Raw genomic sequence first — 24,065 nt, 5'->3', positions numbered from 1 at the left:
GGCCGCCCGAGGGGCGGCCTTCTCCGCGTTTTCGGGAGCCGTTCCTCCGTCCGGAAGGAACAACCCCATGCCTCACCGCACCGATGTCGTCATCGACAGACTCCTGGGTGACGACTGCCCGCCGTTCGCACTGCTGCGCAGGCGCACCCCCGGCCACGACCAGGACACCGTCGAGGTGCTGATCGGCCGGGTGCGGGAAGCGGACCGGCTCGCCGATCTCCCGGTCGGTGACCTGCCCTCGCTGGCCCTGGTGCCGTTCCGGCAGATCGCCGAGCGCGGCTTCGACGTGCGCGACGACGGGACTCCGCTGTCCGTGCTGGTCGCCGAGGAGACGTACGAGCTGCCGCTCGCCGAAGTGCTGGACCGGCTGCCGGTGCGGGAGGTGCGGGTCGAGGGCGGCGCTTTCGACGTACCGGACGAGGAGTACGCCGGGATCGTCCGGCGGGTCATCGAGGACGAGATCGGGCAGGGCGAGGGCGCGAACTTCGTCGTCCGGCGGACCTTCGAGGGCGAGATCCCGGGCTTCGGGCGGGCCGACGCGCTGGCGCTCTTCCGCCGGCTGCTGGCCGGTGAGCGGGGCGCCTACTGGACCTTCGTCGTGCACACCGGGGACCGGACGCTGGTCGGTGCCAGCCCGGAGGTCCATGTGCGGATGTCCGGCGGGACGGTGGTGATGAACCCGATCAGCGGTACGTACCGCTACCCCGCCGAGGGCCCGACCGCGGAGAGCCTGCTGGCCTTCCTCGCCGACCGCAAGGAGACCGAGGAGCTCTCCATGGTGGTCGACGAGGAGCTCAAGATGATGTGCACCGTCGGCGACATGGGCGGGGTGGTGATCGGGCCGCGGCTCAAGGAGATGGCTCATCTCGCCCATACGGAGTACGAGCTGCGCGGACGTTCCTCGCTGGATGTGCGGGAGGTGCTGAAGGAGACCATGTTCGCGGCCACGGTCACCGGCTCCCCGGTGCAGAACGCCTGCCGGGTCATCGAGCGGTACGAGCCCGGCGGGCGCGGCTACTACGCGGGGGCCCTGGCGCTGCTGCGGCAGGAGCCGGGCGGGGCGCAGACCCTGGATTCGCCGATCCTGATCCGTACCGCCGACATCTCGGCCGGCGGCCGGCTGCGGGTGCCGGTCGGGGCGACCCTGGTACGTCACTCCGATCCGGACGGCGAGGTCGCCGAGACCCATGCGAAGGCGGCCGGGGTGCTCACCGCGCTCGGGGTGCGGCCCGGCCGGCCGCGGGACGAGGGGGCCCGGCCCCGGCTGGCGGACGACCCGCGGGTGCGGGCGGCGCTGGACGCCCGGCGGGACGGGCTCGCGCCGTTCTGGCTGCGGATGCAGGAGCGCACCCATGAGCTGTCGGGCCGGGCGCTGGTGGTCGACGGGGAGGACACCTTCACCGCGATGCTGGCGCATCTGCTGCGCTCGTCGGGTCTCGATGTGTCGGTGCACCGCTACGACGAGCCGGGGCTGCGCGAGCTGGTGCGGGCGCACACCGGTCCGGTCGTGCTGGGCCCCGGGCCGGGGAATCCGGGCGACACCGCCGACCCGAAGATGCGGCTGATGCGCGGGCTCGCCGCGGAGCTGGTCCGTGACCACCGGCACGGCCTGCTGGGGGTCTGCCTCGGCCATGAGCTGATCGCGGCGGAGCTGGGGCTGGAGATCGTCCGCAAGACCGTGCCGTACCAGGGCGCGCAGACCCGGATCGAGCTGTTCGGGCGGCCGGAGACGGTCGGGTTCTACAACAGCTTCACCGCGCACTGCGACGGTCCGGTGGCCGACGAGCTCGCGGCGCACGGGGTCGAGGTGAGCCTGGACGCGGCCACCGGTGAGCTGCACGCGCTGCGCGGGCCGGGCTTCGCCTCGGTGCAGTTCCACCCGGAGTCGGTGCTGACGCTGCGCGGTGCGGCGATCGTGGCGGAGCTGCTGGCCGGGTTGCCGGTGGCCGGCTGAAGGCGGGGCGGACGGGATCCCGGGGGCGGTCCGGGATCCCGGTGGCCCTCGGACGGCCTTCGACCGCCCGGCCACAGGCCGACCGCCGGCCGCTCAGTCCGCCGGGAGCGCCGGGAGCGCCGGGACGAGGACGTTGTCGCTGCGGCGGCCGGCCAGGTAGTCGGCGACGTTCTGCACGGTGGCGTCGATGATCTGGCCCACCGCGTCCTCGGTGTAGTACGCCTGGTGCGAGGTGACGATGACGTTCGGGAAGGTGACGAGCCGGGCCAGGGTGTCGTCGTCGACGCCCTCCAGCGACTTGTCGAGGAAGAACAGCCCGGCCTCCGCCTCGTACACGTCGAGTCCGACGCCCAGGAAGCGGCCCGCGCGCAACTCGGTGACCAGTGCCGTGGTGTCGATGAGGCCGCCGCGGCTGGAGTTGACCAGGATGGCGTCGTCCTTCATCCGGGCCAGGGCGTCCGCGCCGATGATGTGGTGGGTCGCGGGCAGCAGCGGTACGTGCAGGCTGATCAGGTCGGACTCGGCGAGCAGCTGCTCCTTCTCCACGTACTTCATGCCGAGGGCGGCGCAGGCGGGGTTCTCGACGACGTCCCAGCCGAGCAGTTCCATGCCGAAGCCGTGGGCGATCCGGGTGAAGGCCTCGCCGATCTTGCCGGTGCCGATCACGCCCGCCGTGCGGCCGCGCATGTCACGGCCGAGGAGTCCGTCGAGCCGGAAGTCGAAGTCGCGGGTGCGGCTCGCGGCCCGGATGATCCGGCGGTTGACGGCCATCGCGAGGGTCCAGGCGAATTCGGCGACCGAGTACGGCGAGTAGTAGGAGACCCGGGCGACCCGCAGGGCGAGGCGTTCGGCGACGTCCAGGTCGATGTTGTTGAAGCCGGTGGAGCGCTGGGCGATCATCTGGGTGCCCCCGGCCGCGAGGGTCTGCAGGACGCTGCCGCCCAGATCGGCGTTGACGCTGGTGGAGATGATCTCGTATCCCGCCGCGATGGGGGCGGTGTCCCTGTTCAGGAAGACGTCCAGGCAGCGGACCTCGTGCTGTCCGGCGAAGGCCTTCTCGATCAGTGGCTTCTCGTCGGACTGCACACCGAAGGCCAGGATTTCCACGACTTCTCCCGTTCGTCGCGCGGACCGGCGGATCGGCAGATCGGGTGGCTGGGCCGGTCATCGCGAATATACGGCCCCTGCCCCTGCTCCGCCGCCCGGCCCCGGCCGCCGGCTCAGGCGTCGTCGAGACCGCGCTCGATCGCGTACCGCACCAGCTCCACCCGGTTGTGCAGCTGGAGCTTGCCCAGGGTGTTCTGCACGTGGTTCTGCACGGTGCGGTGCGAGATGACCAGCCGCTCGGCGATCTGCTTGTACGAGAGGCCCTTGGCGACCAGCCGCAGCACCTCGGTCTCGCGCTCGGTGAGCTGCGGGGCCTTGGGCTCGTCGGCCGCGGCGGGCGCGGGGTCGGAGGCGAGCCTGCGGTACTCGCCGAGGACCAGCCCGGCCAGGCCCGGTGTGAAGACGGGGTCGCCGACTGCGGTGGACCGCACCGCCTCGGTCAGCTCCTGCGTACTGGCCGACTTGAGCAGATAGCCGGTGGCGCCGGACTTGACCGCTTCCAGCACGTCGGCGTGCTCACCGCTGGCGGAGAGCACCAGCACCCGCAGCCCGGGGTGGGAGCCGACGAGCTCCTTGCAGACCTGGACGCCGGGCATGCCGGGCAGATTCAGGTCGAGCACCAGGACGTCGGGGGTGGCGGCCTTCGCCCTGCGGACGGCCTGCGGTCCGTCGCCCGCCGTCGCCACCACTTCGAAGCCCGACTCGGAAAGGTCGCGGGCGACGGCGTCGCGCCACATCGGATGGTCGTCGACCACCATCACCCTGATGGCCCGCTCCTGCGCGACGCCGGTGTTCTCCGTGCTCATCTCGCTGATCCTGCCTTCCCCCGTGGAACCTTCGGAACCTTCAACTCGACCTCGGTGCCCTGGCCGGGCACCGAGATCAACTCGGCCGTGCCGCCCAGGTCACGCAGCCGCCCCCGGATCGACAGGGCCACCCCCATCCGCCCTTCCCCCTCGGCCTGGGCGAGCCGCCCGTCCGGGATTCCGGGGCCGTCGTCCCGGACCGTCACGATCACCTCGTCCGGCCAGTCCTCGACGAGGATCCAGGCCTGGGCATTCTCCCCCGCGTGGACCCTGACATTGTCCAGGGCGGCACTGACAGCGGCTGCCAGCTCCGTCGCGGCCGCGGCGGGGAGCAGCACCGGAGCGCCCGGCTCCGCGAAGCTGACCCGGGATCCGGCGTGCGGGGCGAGCAGGGCGCGCAGATCGCGGTCGGCCGGTTCGGACAGTTCGTCGTCGACCTCCACGCTGCGGACCACCGCGCCCTCGGCGGCGTCCTCGGAGACCCGGGTGGTGGGCACGAGCCCGCTGGAGACCAGGGTGCGCAGGGCGACCTCCTGCTCCCCGGCCATCCGGCCGAGTTCGGCCGCCTCCCCGCCGAGCGCGGTGCCCCGGCGCTGCACCATGGCGAGGACCTGGAGCACGCTGTCGTGGATGTCCCGGGCCAGGCGTTCCCGCTCGCGGGTGGCGGCCTCGATCTCCAGGGCACGGGCGAGGGTGCGCTCACTGGCCCTGGCGACCTCGATGACGTACCCGATGGCGATGGAGGCGACCCAGACCAGCAGCACGTTGTGGAAGGTGTCCCGGCTGGGATGGCCGCGCTCGACGATGTTGGCGACGGCGACGAAGCTGGACGCGAAGGCCGCCCAGCGCCAGCCGCCCTTGATCGCGAAGGCCAGTACGGAGCCCGCGGTCCAGATGGACGGCAGCGTCGGGCCGTCCATCTGCTGGGCCTCGAAGTCGGCGAGCGGGGTGAGGAGTATGCCGGTGAGCGCGATGGTCAGATCGGCGCCGAGGAAGCGTTTGGTGCAGGCGGTGGCGTTCGAGACCTTCGGGAGGGTGGCGAGCGTCCAGACCACCAGCACCACCAGGAAGGCGGCGGCCACCCACGGCCGGTCGTACTTGTCCCGGCCGAAGACGGAGAGCAGCACCGCGTACAGCGTCGTCAGGATGCGGTACGCGGTCAGCGCGCTCCACAGCGGCTGCTCGACCGACATCCGTACGACCCGCTCGCGCCTGGCCACTTTCCCCACCCCCTGGACGGAACGGACGCGTTCACGCGCCGTACCGTTCCTTCACTCCTGCGTCGTGGACCCGGTGTCCTGGTGCTTCTCCGCCTCGGCGCGGCGCTTGGCCTCGTCCGCGATCTGCCGCTTGGCCGCCGTCGCGTAGATGTCGACGTACTCCTGGCCGGAGAGCTTCATGATCTCGTACATCACCTCGTCGGTGACCGAGCGCAGGATGAAGCGGTCCCCGTCCATGCCGTGGTAGCGGCTGAAATCGAGCGGCTTGCCGATCCTGATCCCCGGGCGCATCAGCTTGGGCATCACCTGGCCGGGCGGCTGGATCTTCTCCGTGTCGATCATCGCCACGGGGATGACGGGCGCGCCGGTGGCCAGCGCCACCCTGGCCAGCCCGCCGGGCTTGCCCCGGTAGAGACGGCCGTCGGGCGAGCGGGTGCCCTCCGGGTAGATGCCGAAGAGGCCGCCGCTCTCGATGACCTCTATGCCCGCCTTGATGGCCGCCTCACCGGCGCCGCGGGCGCCCGAGCGGTCCACCGGGAGCTGGCCGACGCCCTTGAAGAAGGCGGCGGTCAGCTTGCCCTTCACGCCGGGTGCGGTGAAGTACTCGGACTTGGCGATGAAGGTGACCTTGCGGTCCAGGACGGCCGGCAGGAAGAAGGAGTCGGAGAACGACAGGTGATTGCTCGCGAGGATCGCCGGTCCCTGCGCGGGGATGTTCTCCAGGCCCTCCACCCATGGCCTGAAGGCGAGCTTCAGCGAGCCGCCGATGGAGAACTTCATTGCGCCGTAGATCAACTCGGGTGCCTCCTGTGTGCTGTCCGACAGACCTTAACCCGTGGGGCGCCCGCGCTCCCGCCCGGCACGGAGCCGCTGCGGCGGCCGGAGCCGGTGACGACCCTGGTCGGTGTCAGTCCGGTCGCGTACGGTGAAGTAATCCTCTGCACTCCCCCCTTTCGCTCCCTTGCGAGCCTCACGAACAGGAGACCCCGGTGCCGGTCCTTCCCGGAGCCGAGCCGTTCCGCCACGAGGGCGGAGAGGTCGGCGTCCTCCTCTGTCACGGATTCACCGGTTCCCCGCAGTCGCTTCGCCCCTGGGCCGACCATCTGGCGGAGCGCGGGCTCACCGTCTCGCTGCCCCTGCTGCCGGGGCACGGCACCCGCTGGGAAGACATGCAGCTCACCGGCTGGCAGGACTGGTACGCGGAGGTGGACCGGGAGCTGCGCGCCCTGCTGGAGCGGTGCAGCCAGGTCTTCGTCTTCGGGCTGTCCATGGGCGGCGCGCTGACGCTGCGGCTGGCGGCGAAGCACGGGGACGCGATCAGCGGCCTGGTGCTGGTCAACCCGGCGAACAAGGTGCACGGCCTGTCGGCGTACGCGCTGCCGGTCGCCCGCCATCTGGTGCGGACGACGAAGGGGCTGGCGAGCGACATCGCCCTGCCGGGCTCCGACGAGGTGGGGTACGACCGGGTGCCGCTGCACGCGGCGCATTCGCTACGGAAGTTCTTCCGTCTGGTCGACGCCGAGCTGCCCCAGGTCACCCAGCCGCTGGTGCTGCTGCACAGCCCGCAGGACCATGTGGTGCCGCCGGCCGACTCGGCCCGCATCCTGAGCCGGGTGTCGTCGACGGACGTCGAGGAGATCCTGCTGGAACAGAGCTACCACGTCGCGACGTTGGACCACGATGCGGAGCGGATCTTCGACGAGAGCTACCGGTTCATCGGCCGCCTCGCCCCGAGCGTCGGAAAGAAGGGGAGCACGTCAGGTGGCTGAGCACGACGCGGAGCGCGCGGGCAGCGAGGAGGAGCGCGAGCCCCTTCCCGCCGAGGGAGCTGCCGTGCCCGACGACGGCACGGGCCCGCAGGACGGCGCCGCACAGCAGGCGGCACCGGGCGCCGACGGCAGCCGGCCCGAACCGCCGGTCGACGAGAACGCCGCGTGGCAGGCGATCGTCGCCGGGTACGGCGAGGAGCCGCCGGACCCGCCGGGTGCCAGGCCGTTCAGGTCGATCGAGGATCTGGCGCTGCCGGAGGACGACCAGCCCGTCCTGGATCCGGACAAGGGGATCGGGACGAAGTCCGCGAAGCCGCCGGAGAAGCCGCTCGGCAGCTCGGTCGTCTTCGCACCCGGGGTGGCCGGTCCGCGTGACTACGAGGTCCCGGAGCCGAAGGACGGCGACCTCGACGACAGCGACGAGGGGCATTTCGTCCCCCCGGAGCCGCCGCCGCTGCCGGAGGCCGACGTCACGGCGAAGTTCGCCTGGCTCGCGGTCGTCGGCGGTCCGGTGCTGATGCTGATCGCGGTGCTGCTGCGGTGGGACATGACCTGGTGGCTGACGACGGTCTGCGTCGGCGGTTTCCTGGGCGGTTTCGTCACGCTGGTGGCGCGGATGAACGATGACGACGAGGACGGCGACGACCCCGGGCGCGGGGCGGTCGTCTGAGACCGGGGCGGAGCGCGGGTGTCAGGGCCGGATCGCGGGCACCCGCAGCGCCGCCAGCACCGGCAGATGGTCGGTGGCCGCCCGCAGGTCCGCCTCGGTGACCCCGGGCAGCCCGGCGGGGACACCGCAGCCGAGCACCTCGATCCCCTCCGTCGCGAAGATCGCGTCGATGCGCCGTCGCGGGTCGTCCGGCGAGTAGGTGTGCTCCTCGCCCCACGGCCGGACCGCCCAGCAGTCCTGGAGCCGCCCGGCCAGCCGCCGGAACGCGTCCCCGGTCGGTACGTCGTTGAGGTCGCCGGCCGCGATCGCGTGCTCGACACCCATTTCGTCCAGCCGCTCCAGCAGCATCTCGGTCTGGGCGAGGCGTTCGTCCCGTTGCAGGCTCAGATGGAAGCTCAGCAGACCGATCCGGGTGCCCGCGATCCGTACCACCGAGGTGGCGAATCCCCTGCGGTGCAGCCCTGGGGTGAGCGGCAGCAGCACGTCCTGTGTCCGCTCCACGGTGGCCCGCAGCGAGCAGAGCAGCAGCGGCCCGGCCGCCGTGGCACCGCCGCCGAGCACGACCAGGTCGGTACGGGCCGCGAGCCAGGCCGCGCGCTTGCGCCAGCGGAAGAACCGCGGTGCTTCCTGGACGAGAACGAGGTCGGGGGCGCAGGCGGTGATGACGCGGGCCAGCGCCTCGCAGTCGTCGCGCATCGACCGGATGTTGTAGCTGAGCACTCTGATGACGGCCGAACCATCCGGCTCGGTACGGGAGTCGGGCAGTGGCGTCGGAACCATGCGCCTCACGATACGACGGACGCCCGCCGCTGCCACAGGGGCGCGACGGGCGTCCGGTTCGGTCCGGTCCCGGTCGGCTCAGCCCTGACGGGCGAGGTCGGCCGCGCCCACCAGGCCCGCCTTGCCGCCCAGTTGGGCCGCGAGGACCTGGGCGTGCGGGCGCCATTCGCCGCCGATCAGCCAGCGCCGGAACGACTTGCGGATCGGGTCGAGCACCAGCTCGCCCTCGTCCGAGACACCGCCGCCGACGATGAACGCGGACGGGTCGAAGAGCGAGGCGAGGTCGGCCAGTCCGGCGCCGGCCCAGCGGGCCAGCTCGCGGAACGAGTCGACCGCCACCGGGTCGCCCTGCCGGGCGGCCTGGCTGATGTGCTTGCCCTCGATGCCGTCCACCGTGCCGTCGCCGAGCGAGAGCAGGATCGTGGCGTTCTCCGGGGTGGCGTTGGCGCGCTGCTTGGCGTACCGGACGAGCGCGCGTCCGGACGCGTACTGCTCCCAGCAGCCCTGGCTGCCGCAACCGCAGAGCAGACCGTCCGGGACGACCCGGATGTGGCCGAACTCGGCGGCCACGCCGAAGCGGCCGCGGCGCAGCTTGTTGCCGATGATGATGCCGCCGCCGAGGCCGGTGCCGAGCGTGATGCAGATGACGTCGTCGTGGCCCTGGCCGGCACCGAAGCGGTACTCGCCCCAGGCGGCGGCGTTGGCGTCGTTCTCGACGACGACGGGAAGGCCGACGCGCTGTTCGACCTTGTCCTTCAGCGGCTCGTGCCGCCAGTTGATGTTCGGCGCGAACAGCACGGTGGCGCGCTTGTCGTCGACGTATCCGGCTGCGCCGATGCCGACGGCCTCGATCTGGCGGCCCTCGCTCGCACCGGACACGGCCGTGGCGATCGCGTCGACGATGCCTTCGGCCGTCGGCGGGGTCGGCACCTTGTGCGTCGAGAGGATCCGGCCCTCTTCGTCGACCACTCCAGCCGCGATCTTCGTGCCGCCGATATCGACGCCGATGGTGAGTCCCATGAATCCCTCAGTTCCGGTCGAGCCCCGCTGAGGCCAACCGTACCCGAGCCGGGGGCCCGGCCCATCGGTGCCGGTCAGTCCAGGTCGATGTGTTCGCCCGCGGCAGGGCCCTCGTCACGGGGGTCGGAGGGGTCGTCGGCCTTCTTCTCGGTGCCGGCGGGGTCACCGGCGCCCTGGGTCCAGCGGCGTTCCTGGCCCTCGACGGCGGAGCGGTAGGCGGCGAGGAGTTCGCTGCCGGCTGCGGCGATGTGGTCGAAGACGTCCGGGTTGCGCTCGATGACGGGCTCGACCGCGGACTTCGCCTGCTTGATGATCTGCTGCACGGTCCCTTGGGCCGCCGCGCCGAACAGCGGCGACTGGAGGGACGAGAACTTGTCGGCCACGGCGTCGACCAGCTTGCGCAGTTCCTCGGCGGTGGAGCCGGGCGGCGGGCCGTGCTGGGCCCGGCGGCGGGCCTTCTCCGCTTCGAGGTCCTCGGCGCAGGCCTTCGCCCACGCATCGTCGTCGACGGGACGATCGGTGGCATCGCTCATGGCGGACTCCTGCGACGTGGTGTGCCGGCGGCCCGGCATACGGGGCACGTACTAACGACGTTACCCGAAGCGTGACGCGCCGTTCAGCCCGTCCTCGGCCACAGGCCGGGGTCCGGCGTGAACCGGACCCGGAGCACCCCGTCGGTGAGGGCGGCGCCGGAGACGGTGCAGCGGCGCAGTCCGGACTCCAGCGGCACGATCCGGTGGAACGGGCCGACGGTGAGCAGCAGTTCGTCGCCGCGGCGGACCAGCTGGAGGTCCTTCTTGACGGCGCCGGGCAGCGGCAGGCACCAGACCAGGACCGGGTCGCCGTCCCCGGACGGGCCGGTGCTCACGATCCGGCCGCCGGGCAGCAGTCCGTCGAGGCCGTCCGGGGCGTCGGGGCTCTCGATCCACCAGGGGTCGTCGGCCCGGCCGGGGCTCCGCCCGTCCAGCCCCCCGGCGAGTCCGTCGTCCCCGCGGGGGCCGTCGGCCGCGCTGTCGAGGCGGGCGAGGTCGTCGAGGCCGCGCGGGTCGCGGCCGAGGTGGGGCACCTCGCGCAGTGCGGCTTCGGGTGCCCATTCCTCGTACCAGCGGTCGACGGTCTTCTCCTGCTGCGCGGCGAGCTCCGCGAACCACGGATCGGTGGAGTGCCGGGGCAGGACCCGGTTCACCGTGAGGGCGTCGACCCGCAGTCCGTGCAGGGCGAGACCGGTACGGGCGGTGCGCAGGGCGTCCTCAGCGGCGGGGCCTGGCTCCGCGACCAGCCGGACCGTGGTGTCGCGGGCCTCGATCAGGGCCTGCACGGCGGCCAGCTCGGCGTCCCTGCGTGCGGCCGCCTCGTACAGCCACTGGGCGGGCATGGGCACACCGGCGAGCTGGGCGAGCATCGGGCGCAGGGCGCGGGCGGCCTGGCGTTCCGGGGGGAGCAGCCGGCGCAGATAGCGGCGCAGCTGCTCGGGGAGGGCGAGCAGGGCGAGTGCTTCGCGCAGTGGTGGCAGGTCGACGACGAGGAGGTCGTGGCCGGCCCGCGACCAGTCGCCCTCGGCGGCTCGGCGCAGGGTGTGCAGCAGGGCGAGCTGGGTGCTGCCGGGGAGTTCGGTCAGCTCCTCGCCGTCCAGCCGGTTCCCGCCGAGCAGGTCGAGTACGACGGAGGCCTGGTCCTGGAGGGCGAGGAGTTCGCCGCGGAAGTGCTCGCCGGAGTCGATGCGGGCGGACCACAGCCCGTCGGTGACCTCGGTGGGTTCGGTGTCCTCGGGGAAGCCGGGTATGCCGTCGGCGGTCAGCAGCAGGGTGCGCCGGCCCCGGCGGGCGGCGGCCAGCGCGGTCGCCGCCGCGACGGTGGTACGGCCGGCGCCTCCGGGGCCGGTGACGAGGACCGTACGCATCCGGGTCAGGCCTTCGGGACGGACTCGACGCGCTTCTTCAGTCCGGCCAGGGCCCGGTCGATGATGACCTTCTCGGCCTTGCGCTTGATCATGCCGAGCATCGGGATCTTGACGTCGACGGTCAGCCGGTAGGTGACCTCGGTGCGGTCGCCGTCGCCGAGCGGGGCCAGTGCGTAGGAGCCGTCGATGGCGCGCAGCATCTGGGACTTGACGAGGGTCCAGCTGACCTCGTAGTCGCCGATCCAGGTGTAGGCGAGGGTGTGGTCGTCCTTGATCGCTCCGGCGTCGAGGACGAGCCGGACCTTCTCGGCGCGGCCCAGGTCGTCCTCGGCGAGGACCTCGGCCTCCTTGACCTCGCCGGTCCACTCCGGGTAGCGGGCGAAGTCGGCGATCACTCCCATGACGTCGGCCGGTGCCGCCTCGATCGTGATGCTCGAGCTGGTGTGTTCAGCCATCGCCGTGGCTCCTCCAGTGCGGTGTACCGGTGCGTCGGCAGATGCCTGCCGTCAGAAGGCTATCGCGTGTGCGCGGCGCCTCGTTCCAGGGTCCGGTGCCGGTGTGGTCACCACTCCAGGGACCAGGGTCTGCCGGTGGACGCGAAGTGGCCGACGTTCACGCATTCGGTGGCGCCGATCCGCATCCGGCGGACCAGCGGCTGGTGGACGTGGCCGAACAGGGCGTACCGGGGGCGGGTCCGGCGGATGGCGTCCAGCACGGCCCTGCTGCCGCGCTCGAAGCGGCGCGCCACCGTGTCGTACGTCAGCTCCGGCACATCGGGCGGGATGTGGGTGCAGAGCACGTCGACCGGGCCGAGCGCCTCGATCTTCGCCGCGTACTCCTCGTCGCCGATCTCGTACGGGGTGTTCATCGGGGTTTTCAGCCCGCCGCCGACGAAGCCGAAGACGCGGCCGCCGATCTCGGCCCGTTCGCCGTCGAGGACGGTGGTGCCGGGGTGCGCGTACTCGGACCACAGGCCGGGGATGTCGACGTTGCCGTAGGTGGCGTACGTCGGGGTGGGGAAGGCCGCGAAGAGCTCGGCGTACTGCTTGCGCACCGCCGAGACGATCGCCGCGTCGCGGTCCATGCCCGCCCACAGGGCGCGGCCGAACGCGCGGGCCTCCTCGAAGCGGCGGGCAGTGCGCAGCGCGACGATCCGGTCGGCGTTCTCCACGCCGAAGAGATCGGGGAAGATGCCGCGCGAGTGGTCGGCGTAGTCGAGGAAGAGCACCAGGTCACCGAGGCAGACCAGCGCGTCGGCGCCGTCCCCGGCGCGGGCCAGCGCCTCGGTGTTGCCGTGCACGTCGCTGACCACGTGGATGCGGGTGCGCTGTCGGTTCGGGGTGACGGGGCTGTCCGGTCCGGCTCGCATGACGATCACCCTAGGACTCTGCCGGTCACCTGGGTAGAGGCCGCCGGACCTGCGAAAATCTTCGCCCGGTCACACGGGTGGACTACTGTGCGCCCAAGGATCACCGTTATGTGTGACGCATAAGACATCTGGCCGGAACCCCCTATCGGGAACCGCGTACTGGTGGGTAACGTCCGGGCAGTCCAGTCGTGCTCACCCCACTGAGCGCCCGCCAATCTTGGACCGCAGCCGGTGCGTCACACAGAGCCGTGGCACCGGAGCCCGATGAGGAGCAGCAGTCTTGCGCGAGTTCAGCCTTCCGGCCCTGTACGAGGTCCCCTCGGACGGCAACCTGACGGATCTCATCCGCCGCAATGCCGCTCAGCATCCCGACGCCGCGGTGATGAGCCGCAAGGTGGGGGGCGCGTGGACCGATGTGAACGCCGCGCAGTTCCTGGCCGAGGTAAGAGGCGTCGCCAAGGGTCTGATCGCCGCGGGCGTCGATGCCGGTGACCGGGTGGCCCTGCTCTCGCGCACCCGCTACGAGTGGGTACTGCTCGACTTCGCGATCTGGAGCGCCGGCGCGGTCACCGTCCCGGTGTACGAGACCAGTTCGCCCGAGCAGATCCAGTGGATCCTCGGTGACTCCGGCACCACCCTGTGCCTCGTGGAATCCGAGGCGCACCAGGCGTCCGTGGTCTCCGTCCAGGCGGACCTGCCGGCCCTGAAGGGCATCTGGCAGATCGAGGACGACGCGATCCGTCAGTTGACGGCGATCGGCGAGGACGTCTCGGACGAGACGCTTGACCTGCGGATGACGAGCGCCAAGGCGGACGACCCGGCCACCATCGTCTACACCTCGGGCACCACCGGCCGCCCCAAGGGCTGTGTGCTCACGCACCGCAGCTTCTTCGCCGAGTGCGGCAACGTGGTGGAGCGGCTGAAGCCGCTCTTCCGTACCGGTGAGTGCTCCGTACTGCTCTTCCTGCCCGCCGCGCACGTCTTCGGACGGCTGGTCGAGGTGGCCTCGGTGATGGCCCCGATCAAGCTCGGCTGTGTACCGGACATCAAGCACCTCACCGATGAACTGGCCTCGTTCCGGCCGACGTTGATCCTCGGTGTGCCGCGGGTCTTCGAGAAGGTGTACAACGCGGCGCGTGCCAAGGCGCAGGCCGACGGCAAGGGGAAGATCTTCGACAAGGCCGCGAACACGGCGATCGCCTACAGCCGCGCGCTGGGTACCCCTCAGGGCCCCCCGCTGGGCCTGAGGCTGAAGCACAAGGTCTTCGACCGGCTGGTCTACGGCAAGCTGCGCGCGGTGCTCGGCGGGCGCGGCGAGTACGCGATCTCCGGCGGTGCGCCGCTGGGCGAGCGGCTCGGCCACTTCTACCGCGGCATCGGCTTCACCGTTCTGGAGGGCTACGGCCTGACCGAGACGTGCGCGGCCACCGCCTTCAACCCGTGGGACCGGCAGAAGATCGGTACGGTCGGCCAGCCGCTGCCCGGTTCGGTGGTGCGGATCGCCGACGACGGCGAGGTGCTGCTGCACGGCGAGCACCTGTTCACCGGTTACTGGAACAACGAGGCGGCGACGGCCGACGCGCTGGCCGACGGCTGGTTCCACACGGGCGACATCGGCACGCTGGACGAGGACGGCTATCTCGCGATCACCGGCCGCAAGAAGGAGATCATCGTCACGGCGGGCGGCAAGAACGTCGCTCCCGCGGTGATCGAGGACCGGATCCGCGGGCACGCCCTGGTCGCCGAGTGCATGGTCGTCGGCGACGGACGGCCGTTCGTGGGCGCGCTGGTCACCCTGGACGAGGAGTTCCTGGGCCGCTGGGCCGCGGAGCACGGCAAGCCGGCCGGTTCGACGGCGGTGTCGCTGCGCGAGGACCCGGAGCTGCTGGCCGAGGTGCAACGGGCGGTGGACGACGGGAACGCGGCCGTGTCCAAGGCGGAGTCGGTGCGCAAGTTCCGCATCCTGGACTCGCAGTTCACCGAGGAGGCGGGCCACATCACGCCGTCGCTGAAGCTGAAGCGGAACGTGGTGGCGAAGGACTTCGCGGACGAGATCGAGTCGATCTACCGGGGCTGACCCGCCATCCGTACGTCAGAGGGCCCGCACGGCGCGTGCGGGCCCTCTCGCGTGCGGGCCCTCTCGCGTGCGGGCCCCTCACGCACGGGCCCTCTCGCGTACGCGGCTCAGAGCAGCGCCCGCAGCCGCTCGGCGAGCAGGTCCCAGCGCCACTTCTCCTCGACCCAGGCCCGCCCCCGCTCCCCCATCCGCTGCCGCAGCTCCGGGTCGCGCAGCAGCGTGACGATCCGGTCGGCCGACTCCTCCACGCTGCCGCCGCGCACCACCCACCCGGTCTCGCCGTCGAGCACCGCGTCGGGCGCGCCGCCCGAGTCGCCCGCCACCACCGGCAGACCGGTCGCGGATGCCTCCAGGAAGACGATGCCGAGCCCCTCCACGTCGAGACCGCCGCGCCGGGTGCGGCACGGCATGGCGAAGACGTCGCCCGCGCCGTAGTGGGCGGGCAGCTCCTCCCACGGCACCGGTCCGGTGAACCGCACGGACCCCCCGACCCCGGTCTCCTCGGCCAGCCGCTTCAGCTCCTTGTCGTACGGTCCGCCGCCGACGATCAGGAGCACCGCGTCCGGCACCTGCGCCAGGATCGCGGGCATCGCGAGGATCAGCGTGTCCTGGCCCTTGCGCGGCACGAGCCGGGACACGCAGACGACGACCGGCCGGTCCGAGAGGCCGAGCCCGGCCCTCGTCCGGTCCCCGCCCGAGTCCGGGTGGAAGGTCTTCTCATCCACGCCGGGCGGCAGTTGGACCATCCGCGCCGCGGCCCTCGGGGTGAGCGCGGGGGCGATCCGGGAGCGGGTGTACTCCCCCAGGTACGTGATCGTGTCCGTGCCCTCGCCGATCCGCCGCAGCAGCTGCCGGGCCGCGGGCAGCTGGCTCCAGCCCGCCTCGTGCCCGTGGGTGGTGGCGACCAGGCGGCGGGCGCCGGCCCTGCGCAGCGCCGGTGCCATCAGTCCGAGCGGGGCGGCGGCGCCGAACCAGACGGAGGTGCAGCCGTGCTCACGCAGCAGCCGCACCGCGCGCCGGGTGACCCGGGGGGTGGGCAGCAGCATCGTCACGGGGTCGCGCACGACGGTGAACGGCTGCTCGGCGTCGAAGGCGGCGGTGGCCGCGCGGCCTTCGGGGGTCCGCTTCCAGGTGGAGGCGTACACGACGATCTGTGCGGGATCCAGGCGCAGCGCCATGTTGTGCAGGAACGCCTGGATGCCGCCGGGGCGGGGCGGGAAGTCGTTGGTCACGATCAGGGTCTTGTCCATCCCGGCCGACAGTACCGGCAGCCCGGCCCGATGGCTCTCGCGCGGGCCGGGCGGGCATCATGGCTCCTCGTACCCGCCCAGTACCCACCGGGTACCCCCGACGAGAACGGATGAGGCCGTCATGACGGGATCGACCGGCGCGCGGCTCGCTGTCGCGGTGTGGGCCCTGACCAGGGTCGCGCTGCTGCTCTGCGTCACCAAGGTGATCACGCTGCCCGGACCGGACGTGACCAGCGATGTCTCGGTGATCTACCACGGCTGGTCCGAGGTCCTGAAGACCGGTACGTATCCGCAGTCCGACGTCACCTGGCAGTACCCGCCGCTGGCCGCGCTCGCCATCCTCTCCCCCGCGCTGCTGCCGTTCCTGGACTACGCCTCGGCCTTCTTCGTCCTCGCGTTCGTCTGCGACCTGCTGGTGCTGGGGCTGCTGCTGTACGCGGGCCGGGGTGACGGCCGGTGGCCGGCCGGGGCCTGGGTGTGGGTGGCGGGGGTGCCGCTGCTCGGCACGACCGCGTACGCCCGTTACGACGTGATGGTCACGGCGGTCGCGGTGGCGGCTCTGCTGGCCGGGCTGCGGCATCCGCGGGTACTGGGGGCGCTGGCCGCCGTCGGTGCGCTGCTGAAGGTGTGGCCGGCGCTGATCCTGGCCGGTACGGCGCGCGGGAGGCGGACGCGGCTGGCGTGGACGGCCGCGGCGGTGACGGCGGCCGGGCTGCTGCTGGTGTGCACCCTGGCGATGCCGGGCGCGCTGGCCTTCCTGGGGTTCCAGCGCGACCGGGGCACCGAGGTCGAGTCGCTGGGGGCGCTGGTCTTCCATGTGGCGCGGCAGTTCGGCTGGCAGGGCCGGGTGGAACTGCACTACGGCTCGCTGGAGTTCCTGGGCCCGCACGTGCCGCTGGTGAGCACGCTCGCCCTCGGTCTGTCGGTCCTGGCGTTCGGCTGGCTGCTGCTGTGGCGGCTGCGGGCCCGTGAGTTCGGCGTGAGCACCCCGGCGGACGCGGCGTTCGCGGCGGTGCTGCTGTTCACGACGACGAGCCGGGTGATCAGCCCCCAGTACATGCTGTGGCTGGTCGGCCTGGCGGCGGTCTGCCTGGTGTTCCGCGACAGCCGGATGGTGCTGCCGGCCGGTCTGGTGCTGGTGGCGACGGGCGTCACCCAGTGGGAGTTCCCGCTCGGGTTCGTGCATGTGGTGACCAGCGACGCGACGGGCGTGACGCTGATGTTCCTGCGCAACGGCCTGCTGGTCGCGGCGACGCTGATCGCCTGCCGCCGGCTGTGGCGGCAGACGGTCACCGGGGCGGCGCGCGAGGGCGGCCCGGCCGCCCGGTCCGGTCTCGGCCGGGCGGCGGAGCCGGTCGCCTCCTGAGCCGGGCGTGTGCTCAGCCGAGCGTGGTGCGCAGGTGGTCGCGCCAGAGCGCGGTGAAGTCCTCGGGGGTCGTGCCGAGCACCTCGTGCATGGCCTGCTCCACCGCTCCGTCCCGTCCCCGGTGCCCTCCGACGGCCCGGTAGAAGGCGAACAGCTTCCGCTCGCCCCAGTGGTCGGCGATCAGCTCGCAGGCCGCCCAGCCGCCCTCGTACGCCCTCGCCAGGCGCGCGGGGTCGCCCGCGAAGCCGAAGTCCTCGTCGGTGGGGAGCCCGGCCGGCAGCTCGCCGCGTGCGACGGCGTCCGCGAGTTCGGGCGCGATCCGGGCGGCGGCACGGTCCTCGTCGCGGTAGGCCGCCCAGTCCGCGAAGCCCTCGGAGAGCCAGGTCGGGGTCGCGGCGGAGGTGCGGGCGCGGGTGGCGACATGGGTGGTCTCGTGGGTGAGGACGATCCGCTGCCCGAAGGTGCCGAGCGTGGCGTACGCCTGCGGGTTGACGATCACCCGGTCCGCCGGGTTCCGGCCCGTGCCGCCGGTCTGTCCCGTGGTGACGGCGGCGATCCCCCGGTAGTCCGTGGCCGTCGAGCCCAGCAGCCCCGCCATGTCCTGCACCGTCCGCGGCACGAGCACCACCACACGGCCCGCCCAGCGCTCCGGCCAGGCGCCGGAGACGGCGGGCACCGCGCGGTCCGCGGTCCGGGCGATCCGGTTCAGCTCCCGGTCCGTGCGGCCGACGCCGAGCACCAGGCTGTGCTTCCCCCGTACCACCCGCACATCGCCCTGCTGCCAGAGCTGGACGCCGTCCCCGACCGCCCGCTCGCCCACGACGTACCAGCGGCCGGCCGCCCGGTCCCGCTTCAGGTCGAGCATCCGGTCCGCGGCGACCGGCGCCGCGTCGTAGCCCTTGATCCGGTAGCGCAGCTCGGCGTCGGCGGTGGCCCGGTCGGTGCCCCGGGCGGTCACGTCGCGCAGCCGGTACGTCCAGGAGCCGAGCGGTACGTCGGCGAGGTTGCCGAGCTCCCGGCGCTGGGCCGCGCGCAGCGCGGTGGCCCCGGGGTCCGTGGTGGCCAGGTAGGCGTCCGTGTCGTGGTCCAGCACGGCGGCGGCCCGGCGGTCCAGCGTGGCGCGGACGGCCCGGGCGGTGGAGTCGGGGGCGGCGCCGTCGTCTTCGGGGGCCGCGCAGCCGGAGACGAGCAGCAGTCCCGCGAGCAGCGCACCCGCCGCCCGCCGCCCACCGTTCCGTCCCCGCCGCTGCATCACCCGATCGAGGGTACGGTCAGACGCGGGTCACCGACGAGACGGGCATCATGCCGACGGGGTCGTAGCGCACCGGGGCCCCGGGGTACGGGGCGTGGATCACCTGTCCGTTGCCGACGTACATCGCGACGTGACTGGCGTCCGCCCGGTAGACGACCAGGTCGCCGGGGCGGGCCGCGGAGAGCGGCACCATGTGTCCCGCGTACCGCTGGGCCTGCGAGGTGCGGGGCAGGCTGACCCCGGCCTGGGCGTACGCCCACTGCATCAGCCCGGAACAGTCGAATCCGGCCGGTCCGTTGGCCCCCCAGATGTACGGGCGGCCGAGCGCCTGCCGGACCGCCATGACGGCGGCCGCCGCACGCGCGGAGCCGGCCGGCACATCGGCCATCGCCGGGTATCCGGCGTCGCGGCCGGAGCGCGAGGCCCGCTCGAACTCCGCCCGGTCGGAGCCGGGCAGGGCGTGCAGCAGCTTCCTGGCCTCGGTGAGCTTGCGCTCGACGGTCCGTTTGTGGCGGGTGGCGTCCGCCCGGCTGCGCTCCAGCTCGGCCAGTGCGCGGGCCGCCTCCGCCCGGGTCTGCGTCAGCCCGCGCTGGACCTGTTGGAGTTCCCGCAGTTCGGCGGCCTGAAGGTCGGTCAGGCGGTCGAGCGCGGCGGCCCGGTCGAGGTAGCTGTCCGGGTCGGAGGAGAGCAGCAGGGCGAGCGAGGGGTCGATGCCACCGGAGCGGTACTGCGCGCTCGCCGCCGAACCGAGCACCGTACGCATCCGGTTGACCTGTTCCTGGCCGCGGGCCGCCCGGTCCTGGGCCCGGTCGACCTCGCCGCGCAGCCGGCCGATGTTCTCACCGGCCTCGTTGTACTGCTCGGTGGCCCGCTCCGCCTCGGTGTACAGCCGGTCGATGCGGGCCTTGGCGGTCCTGGGCGCGTCCTGCGGGTCGGCGTTCGCGGTGGCCGCGCCGAGGGTGGCGGCCGCGGTCGCCGCCGCGGCGGACAGAACGGTGGCCCGGACGCTCAGGTTGAGGCCGGACTGTGTGGAACGGCGATGGGACACCACAGGACGCCGCACTCCCTTCCTCTGTACGCAGACGCGCGCAGCCCCTGCCGCCCGGGGCGGGCGGCACGACGACCGGAAGCTGCACAGCAGGCAGACAGTAGTCGGACGATTACGGAGCGGCCAAAGGCCGCGCCGGAAGGAAGTGCGGCGGAAACGACGGCGCCCCGCCGGTGACCTGTGGTCTCCGGCGGGGCGGACTGTCTGCGCGGGCGCGGGAATTCGCCCGTTCGGGCGTCGTCAGCCGACGCGGACGCCGAACTGGAAGCTGCCGATGGTGTCCATCGACTCGAAGCGGACGAACGTGCCCGGGTACGGGGCGTGCAGGAGGGTGTTGTTGCCGGCGTAGAGCCCCACGTGCGAGGTGTTGTTGAAGAAGACCAGGTCGCCCGGCTTCAGCGCGCTGCGCCCGATGTGGACACCGTCGTTGACCTGGGTGTACGTGACCCGGGAGATCTGGACGTTGGCCTGGGCGTAGGCCCACTGGGTCAGCCCGGAGCAGTCGAAGGAGCCGGGGCCGGTACCGCCGCGGCCGTACGGCTTGCCCACCTGGGTCTTGGCGGCGTTCAGGGCCGCGGCACCCCAGGCGGAGGCGGGGAGTTCGTTGCCCAGGTCGACCCGGTCGCCCGCGGAGCGGCTGGCGCGCTGCTGGTCCTCGCGCATCTTCGCGCGCTCGGCGGCGGTCATCGTGTTGAGCAGGCGCTGGGCCTCGCCCAGCTTGCTCTGGAGCTTCTTCTTCTTCTCACCGAGCGTCTTGCGGACGTCCTCGAGGTCACCGAGCTTGTCCTGGGCCTCCTTGCGCTCCTGCGCGAGGGACCGCTGCTTCTCCTGGATCTTCCCCAGGGTCTCGGTCTGCTTGGCCGTCAACTGGTCGAGCGCCGACGCCTCGTCGAGGAAGGTGTCCGGGTTCGAGGAGAGGAAGAGCTGCACCGACGGGTCGATGCCACCGGAGCGGTACTGCGCGGCGGCGAGCGAACCGAGGCCGTTGCGCAGGTTGTTGATCTCCTGCTGACCGCGGGCCACCTTGTCCTGCAGCGCGCCGACTTCCTTCTCCAGCTTCTGCTGCTTCTCCTTGGCGCCGTAGTATTGCTCGTTGGCCTCGCCGGCCTCGTGGCTGAGCTTCTCGACCTTGGTCTTGACCTCGCTCTTGGAGGGCTTGGGGTCGGCGTGGGCCGCCTGGGAGGTCAGGGCGACCGCTGCGGCGGCGGTTGCGGTGAGCACGGTCACACGAGCGCGGCTCGGCTGCTTGGGACGACGGTGGGACGCCACGGAGGCGAGCTCCTTCTTCCTCGAGCCGCCTACCGGGCTGTGGGGGACGCGAATCCCCGGCTCCGTGCATGTCACGGACTCGGCGGTGCCTTCACCGTCACCCCGGATGGGTGATCAACCGTGCGAAGGTTCGAGGCCTGACCCTAGTGACCATCTTGTGATCAGTTCAAATCCTCGCCGGAAAAATCTCATCACGGACCGCACTTCTTTACCCACGACGCACGGGGTGTAGCGGTGACTTGACGGTCCGTTCCCCGATTTCCACCGAGAACCGGCAAGCGTCACTAGACGCGCGAAAGGCGCTTCAGGAGCAACACGGACGCAACGGGCCTGGCGCCCGCCTTGGCCACTCCGTCGGCCACTTCACGGTCGGTGGAGACCACCACGACCGGCCTGCCCGGAGGTTCGGCGCGCGCCAGCTGACGGATGAGTTCGTCGGCGGTCACCCCGGGCTTGCTGAACAGCACCCGGACCCCGCGCGGCGGTGCGAGCAGCACCGGGGCCGCCAGCTCGGCCCCGTCGAAGACACAGGTCATCTCCGCGCCGGTCTGTGCGGCGAGCACCGAGAGCCCGCCCAGCAGCCGCAACCGCTGCTTCTCCAGCGGCAACTGCGGATAGCCGGTCTTGGTGACGTTGTAGCCGTCGACGATCAGATGCGCCTGCGGCAGCGCGAGCAGCTGGTCGAGCAGGGCCGGGTCGGTCTCCGAAAGGGCCCTGGCGGCAATGTCCTTGGGCGACATGCGGCCCGGCTCGACCGCGTCCACGCTGTCCGCCGGACGCGTCGAGGAAGGCGGCAGGGCCAGTTCGCGGCGGAGTCCGCTCGCCGCGTCGAGCACCGTGTCCAGCAGCAGCCGCAGCCGCATGTCCTCGACCGAGCGGCCCTCCCTTGCGGCGCGGCGGCCCGCCTCCACGGACGCCTCGGCCTCGCCCAGCCGCGCCTTGAGCCGGCGGCTCTCGCTCTCGGCCGCGGAGACCTGGGCGGCCGCCTCGGAACGTACGGTGTCGGTCTCGGCCCGGCTGCGGCGCAGCGCGGCCTCGCCGCGCTTGACCTCGTTGACGGCGCTGCGCAGCTTGCGCTGGAGGGATTCGGCCTCCTTGCGGGCGGCGTCCAGCTCGACGCGCAGCCGCTCCGTCTCGGCCTTCGTCTGGGAGCGGGCCCTGGCCAGCTCCTCGCGCAGCCGCTCCAGCTCGCGGCGGCTCTCCTCGTCGGCGCGCTCGGCGTCCGCGCGCTGGGCCTCCTCGCCGGCCGCGGCGACCAGCTTGACCCAGCCCGCCGGGCGCAGCACATAGGCCGCGGCGGCCACGTCCACGGGGTCGGCGGCGGCGGGCGGCGCCCCGGCCTCCAGAGCACCGGCCAGCTCCGGCTGCCCCTCCTTGAGCCGCTCGCCGATGCGCTGCCGGAACAGCGAGTCGCTCTCCAGGGCGGCGGCCATCGCGTTCCCGGCGAACTTGGCCCGCCGGGTGGGGGTGAAGCGGGCGTACTGCCGCAGCTGGGCCGGGAGTTCGGAGACCGTCAGGCCGCCGAACGCGTCCGAGACCAGCGCGACGACCCGCCGCCGTACACCTTCGGGCAGCGGGCGGTCGAGCGCCTCGACGGCGCCGTCGGCCGCCTCGGCCGACTCGGCGCCGCTAGCGGGCTGCTCCACCATCCGTCACCCCAAATGTCTGTGGGCGCGGCTCCGTCAGGAGTCGGCACCCGGCCTGTCCACCAGTTCGATCTGGTCCACCGCGTTGCACCAACGGCAGCGCACCGACTCGATGGTCTCACTGACCACCTCACGTTCCTCGACGCTGGCCTCACCGGCCAGGTCGAGATGGACGTATTCGACGACCTTCGAGGAGCGGGTCACGTCGAAGCGCGTGAGATTTCCGCAGAGCGTGCAGCGCCAGCGAGTCCCGTCGGTCGGCTGGGGAACCGTCGTCATCGTTGCGTCCTCTTTCGTCGAGCCTCGTGCTGCCTTGCTTCAAGGATCTCGCGGTGCGCCGTCGAACTGCGGATGTCCTGCCGTAACCCTACGGCCTCACCGTGTCCCCCCGACACGGCGAGGCGGTCTGTCCCGTTCCCTCCGCTTGCGTCATGCTCTGTTCATGATCGATCGGCGAGCTGTGACCGGCAGGCTGACCGGTGGGCTGCTACGGACGGTCACCCCGGGCGGACCACTGGTGACCCATGCCCTGATCGCGGTCTGCTCCCTGGTCTTCGTGATCAGCCCGCTGTCCGGCTTCAACCCGGTCCCCGGCACCGCCGACGCCCTGCTCGCCGCCCAGGCCGGGTACTTCGAACGCTGGGGCGTGATCCCCAGCGAGCTGTGGGAAGGCTCCGGGCACGCCCTGCTCACCCCGTTCACCGCCCTGTTCGTGCACGGCAGCTGGCTGCATCTGCTCGGCAACGTGCTCTTCCTGTACGTGTTCGGGGCGATGACCGAGGAGCGCATGGGCCGGGTCGGGTTCACCTTCTTCTACGTCATCTCCGGCTACCTCGCCCTGGTGGCCTACGCGGCCGCGCACGCCACGTCCGACCAGACGCTGGTCGGGGCCTCGGGGGCGATCTCGGCGGTGCTCGGGGCATTCCTGTACCTGTTCCCCAGAGCCCGGGTCACCAGTCTGTTCCCGTTCCTCTTCTTCCTGCCGCTGCGCTTCCCCGCCTGGATCGTGCTGGTCTTCTGGTTCGCCCTCCAGTGGCTGGCCGTCCAGGGCGCGGGCAGCGGGGGGCCGGGCGTGGCCTATCTGGCCCATGTGGTGGGCTTCGCCCTCGGCTTTCTCTACGCCTGGGGGCGTTACCGGCGTACGGATAGAGTGAAGGGACCAGCCACGGCCACCGAGGGAGAAAGCCAGCCGTGATCACCGCGATCGTGCTCATCAAAACCAGCGTGGACCGGATTCCCGAGATCGCCGAGGCCATCGCCGCGCTGGACAGTGTCAGCGAAGTCTTCTCGGTCACCGGTACGTACGACCTGATCGCCATGGTCCGGGTGCCCAAGCACGACGATCTCGCCGATGTCATCCCCGGCCGGATCAGCAAGATCCCCGGCGTCGAGGCCACCGACACCCATGTGGCGTTCCGTACCTACTCGCAGCACGACCTGGAGGCCGCCTTCGCCATCGGCCTCGACGCGTAGGCGAGCACCTCACCACCACGCAGCACTTCGGCGGGGGACGGGCACCATGGCTTCCCGGGACCCCCCCAAGTGGTGCGAGGCGTGCGACA

The 24,065-nt window shown here is 72.1% G+C and carries 23 protein-coding genes; 7 read left to right on the top strand and 16 right to left on the bottom strand.

Going from position 1 to position 24,065, the window contains the following annotated elements; all coding sequences use genetic code 11:
• The first annotated feature begins 67 nt into the window (after positions 1 to 67).
• Positions 68 to 1,954, top strand: coding sequence for an anthranilate synthase family protein (locus ACFVH0_RS29990; RefSeq protein ID WP_385825249.1), 1,887 nt, complete (start codon positions 68 to 70; stop codon positions 1,952 to 1,954).
• A gap of 93 nt (positions 1,955 to 2,047) precedes the next feature.
• Here the strand turns inward: ACFVH0_RS29990 and ACFVH0_RS29985 are convergent, their stop codons facing one another.
• The 4 genes from ACFVH0_RS29985 to ACFVH0_RS29970 all read right to left on the bottom strand — a co-directional run bounded on the left by ACFVH0_RS29985 (position 2,048) and on the right by ACFVH0_RS29970 (position 5,882).
• Positions 2,048 to 3,061 carry a 2-hydroxyacid dehydrogenase gene (locus ACFVH0_RS29985; RefSeq protein ID WP_385825247.1) on the bottom strand — a complete coding sequence of 338 codons (1,014 nt, stop codon included), beginning with the start codon at positions 3,059 to 3,061 and terminating at the stop codon, positions 2,048 to 2,050.
• Between the two features lie 113 nt (positions 3,062 to 3,174).
• Positions 3,175 to 3,867, bottom strand: coding sequence for a response regulator (locus tag ACFVH0_RS29980; RefSeq protein WP_385825245.1), 693 nt, complete (start codon positions 3,865 to 3,867; stop codon positions 3,175 to 3,177).
• Complete coding sequence (gene macS, locus ACFVH0_RS29975) at positions 3,864 to 5,087, bottom strand: MacS family sensor histidine kinase (RefSeq protein WP_385825243.1); 1,224 nt, start codon at positions 5,085 to 5,087, stop codon at positions 3,864 to 3,866. Before macS ends, ACFVH0_RS29980 begins: the two co-directional genes overlap by 4 nt.
• A 51-nt stretch (positions 5,088 to 5,138) precedes the next feature.
• On the bottom strand, positions 5,139 to 5,882 hold the full coding sequence (locus tag ACFVH0_RS29970) for a lysophospholipid acyltransferase family protein (protein ID WP_385825241.1): 744 nt from the start codon (positions 5,880 to 5,882) through the stop codon (positions 5,139 to 5,141).
• Positions 5,883 to 6,076: 194 nt separating this feature from the next.
• Between ACFVH0_RS29970 and ACFVH0_RS29965 the strand changes: the two genes are divergently transcribed.
• Entirely contained in the window at positions 6,077 to 6,856 is a 780-nt protein-coding gene (locus tag ACFVH0_RS29965; RefSeq protein WP_385825239.1) for an alpha/beta hydrolase, read from the top strand.
• Positions 6,849 to 7,526, top strand: coding sequence for a hypothetical protein (locus ACFVH0_RS29960; protein WP_385825238.1), 678 nt, complete (start codon positions 6,849 to 6,851; stop codon positions 7,524 to 7,526). The genes ACFVH0_RS29965 and ACFVH0_RS29960 overlap by 8 nt, the downstream gene beginning before the upstream one ends.
• A gap of 21 nt (positions 7,527 to 7,547) precedes the next feature.
• Here the strand turns inward: ACFVH0_RS29960 and ACFVH0_RS29955 are convergent, their stop codons facing one another.
• The 6 genes from ACFVH0_RS29955 to ACFVH0_RS29930 all read right to left on the bottom strand — a co-directional run bounded on the left by ACFVH0_RS29955 (position 7,548) and on the right by ACFVH0_RS29930 (position 12,595).
• Positions 7,548 to 8,306 carry an endonuclease/exonuclease/phosphatase family protein gene (locus ACFVH0_RS29955; protein ID WP_385825236.1) on the bottom strand — a complete coding sequence of 253 codons (759 nt, stop codon included), beginning with the start codon at positions 8,304 to 8,306 and terminating at the stop codon, positions 7,548 to 7,550.
• A 78-nt stretch (positions 8,307 to 8,384) separates the two neighbouring features.
• Entirely contained in the window at positions 8,385 to 9,326 is a 942-nt protein-coding gene (locus tag ACFVH0_RS29950) for an ROK family glucokinase (RefSeq protein WP_385825234.1), read from the bottom strand.
• A gap of 74 nt (positions 9,327 to 9,400) precedes the next feature.
• A complete protein-coding gene (locus tag ACFVH0_RS29945; protein ID WP_385825232.1) occupies positions 9,401 to 9,859 on the bottom strand; it encodes a DUF5304 domain-containing protein in 459 nt (152 codons plus the stop codon).
• A gap of 83 nt (positions 9,860 to 9,942) precedes the next feature.
• Entirely contained in the window at positions 9,943 to 11,226 is a 1,284-nt protein-coding gene (locus ACFVH0_RS29940) for an ArsA-related P-loop ATPase (RefSeq protein ID WP_385825230.1), read from the bottom strand.
• A 5-nt stretch (positions 11,227 to 11,231) separates the two neighbouring features.
• Positions 11,232 to 11,681, bottom strand: a complete 450-nt coding sequence (locus ACFVH0_RS29935; protein WP_385825228.1) for an SRPBCC family protein — start codon at positions 11,679 to 11,681, stop codon at positions 11,232 to 11,234.
• Positions 11,682 to 11,788: 107 nt separating this feature from the next.
• On the bottom strand, positions 11,789 to 12,595 hold the full coding sequence (locus tag ACFVH0_RS29930; RefSeq protein WP_385825226.1) for a metallophosphoesterase: 807 nt from the start codon (positions 12,593 to 12,595) through the stop codon (positions 11,789 to 11,791).
• Between the two features lie 280 nt (positions 12,596 to 12,875).
• Between ACFVH0_RS29930 and ACFVH0_RS29925 the strand changes: the two genes are divergently transcribed.
• On the top strand, positions 12,876 to 14,672 hold the full coding sequence (locus tag ACFVH0_RS29925) for an AMP-dependent synthetase/ligase (protein ID WP_385825224.1): 1,797 nt from the start codon (positions 12,876 to 12,878) through the stop codon (positions 14,670 to 14,672).
• 107 nt (positions 14,673 to 14,779) lie between these two features.
• Here the strand turns inward: ACFVH0_RS29925 and ACFVH0_RS29920 are convergent, their stop codons facing one another.
• Positions 14,780 to 15,922 carry a glycosyltransferase family 4 protein gene (locus ACFVH0_RS29920; protein WP_385825222.1) on the bottom strand — a complete coding sequence of 381 codons (1,143 nt, stop codon included), beginning with the start codon at positions 15,920 to 15,922 and terminating at the stop codon, positions 14,780 to 14,782.
• 121 nt (positions 15,923 to 16,043) lie between these two features.
• Here ACFVH0_RS29920 and ACFVH0_RS29915 point away from each other — a divergent pair, with 121 nt between their 5' ends.
• On the top strand, positions 16,044 to 17,288 hold the full coding sequence (locus tag ACFVH0_RS29915) for a glycosyltransferase 87 family protein (RefSeq protein ID WP_385825220.1): 1,245 nt from the start codon (positions 16,044 to 16,046) through the stop codon (positions 17,286 to 17,288).
• Positions 17,289 to 17,301: 13 nt separating this feature from the next.
• On the opposite strand, the gene ACFVH0_RS29910 is transcribed toward ACFVH0_RS29915, so the two are convergent.
• From ACFVH0_RS29910 to ACFVH0_RS29890, 5 genes are all read right to left on the bottom strand, one after another.
• Positions 17,302 to 18,540, bottom strand: coding sequence for a hypothetical protein (locus tag ACFVH0_RS29910; RefSeq protein ID WP_385825325.1), 1,239 nt, complete (start codon positions 18,538 to 18,540; stop codon positions 17,302 to 17,304).
• Between the two features lie 19 nt (positions 18,541 to 18,559).
• Positions 18,560 to 19,591 (bottom strand): NlpC/P60 family protein, encoded by a 1,032-nt coding sequence (locus ACFVH0_RS29905; RefSeq protein ID WP_385825219.1) that lies wholly within the window; start codon positions 19,589 to 19,591, stop codon positions 18,560 to 18,562.
• 237 nt (positions 19,592 to 19,828) lie between these two features.
• Positions 19,829 to 20,857, bottom strand: a complete 1,029-nt coding sequence (locus tag ACFVH0_RS29900; protein ID WP_385825216.1) for an NlpC/P60 family protein — start codon at positions 20,855 to 20,857, stop codon at positions 19,829 to 19,831.
• A 284-nt stretch (positions 20,858 to 21,141) separates the two neighbouring features.
• A complete protein-coding gene (locus ACFVH0_RS29895; protein ID WP_385825214.1) occupies positions 21,142 to 22,503 on the bottom strand; it encodes an NYN domain-containing protein in 1,362 nt (453 codons plus the stop codon).
• A gap of 36 nt (positions 22,504 to 22,539) precedes the next feature.
• Positions 22,540 to 22,782: a hypothetical protein gene (locus ACFVH0_RS29890; protein ID WP_136328374.1), complete on the bottom strand. Its 243-nt coding sequence runs from the start codon at positions 22,780 to 22,782 to the stop codon at positions 22,540 to 22,542.
• 163 nt (positions 22,783 to 22,945) lie between these two features.
• Between ACFVH0_RS29890 and ACFVH0_RS29885 the strand changes: the two genes are divergently transcribed.
• Positions 22,946 to 23,698: a rhomboid family intramembrane serine protease gene (locus ACFVH0_RS29885; protein ID WP_385825212.1), complete on the top strand. Its 753-nt coding sequence runs from the start codon at positions 22,946 to 22,948 to the stop codon at positions 23,696 to 23,698.
• A complete protein-coding gene (locus tag ACFVH0_RS29880) occupies positions 23,695 to 23,976 on the top strand; it encodes an Lrp/AsnC family transcriptional regulator (RefSeq protein WP_124718123.1) in 282 nt (93 codons plus the stop codon). The genes ACFVH0_RS29885 and ACFVH0_RS29880 overlap by 4 nt, the downstream gene beginning before the upstream one ends.
• Positions 23,977 to 24,065: the final 89 nt, after the last annotated feature.

Source organism: Streptomyces sp. NPDC127117, from assembly GCF_042677325.1.
GTDB lineage: Bacteria > Actinomycetota > Actinomycetes > Streptomycetales > Streptomycetaceae > Streptomyces.
The sequence above is the reverse complement of the archived record's forward strand: the minus strand, read 5'-3'. Positions and strand labels throughout refer to the sequence as shown.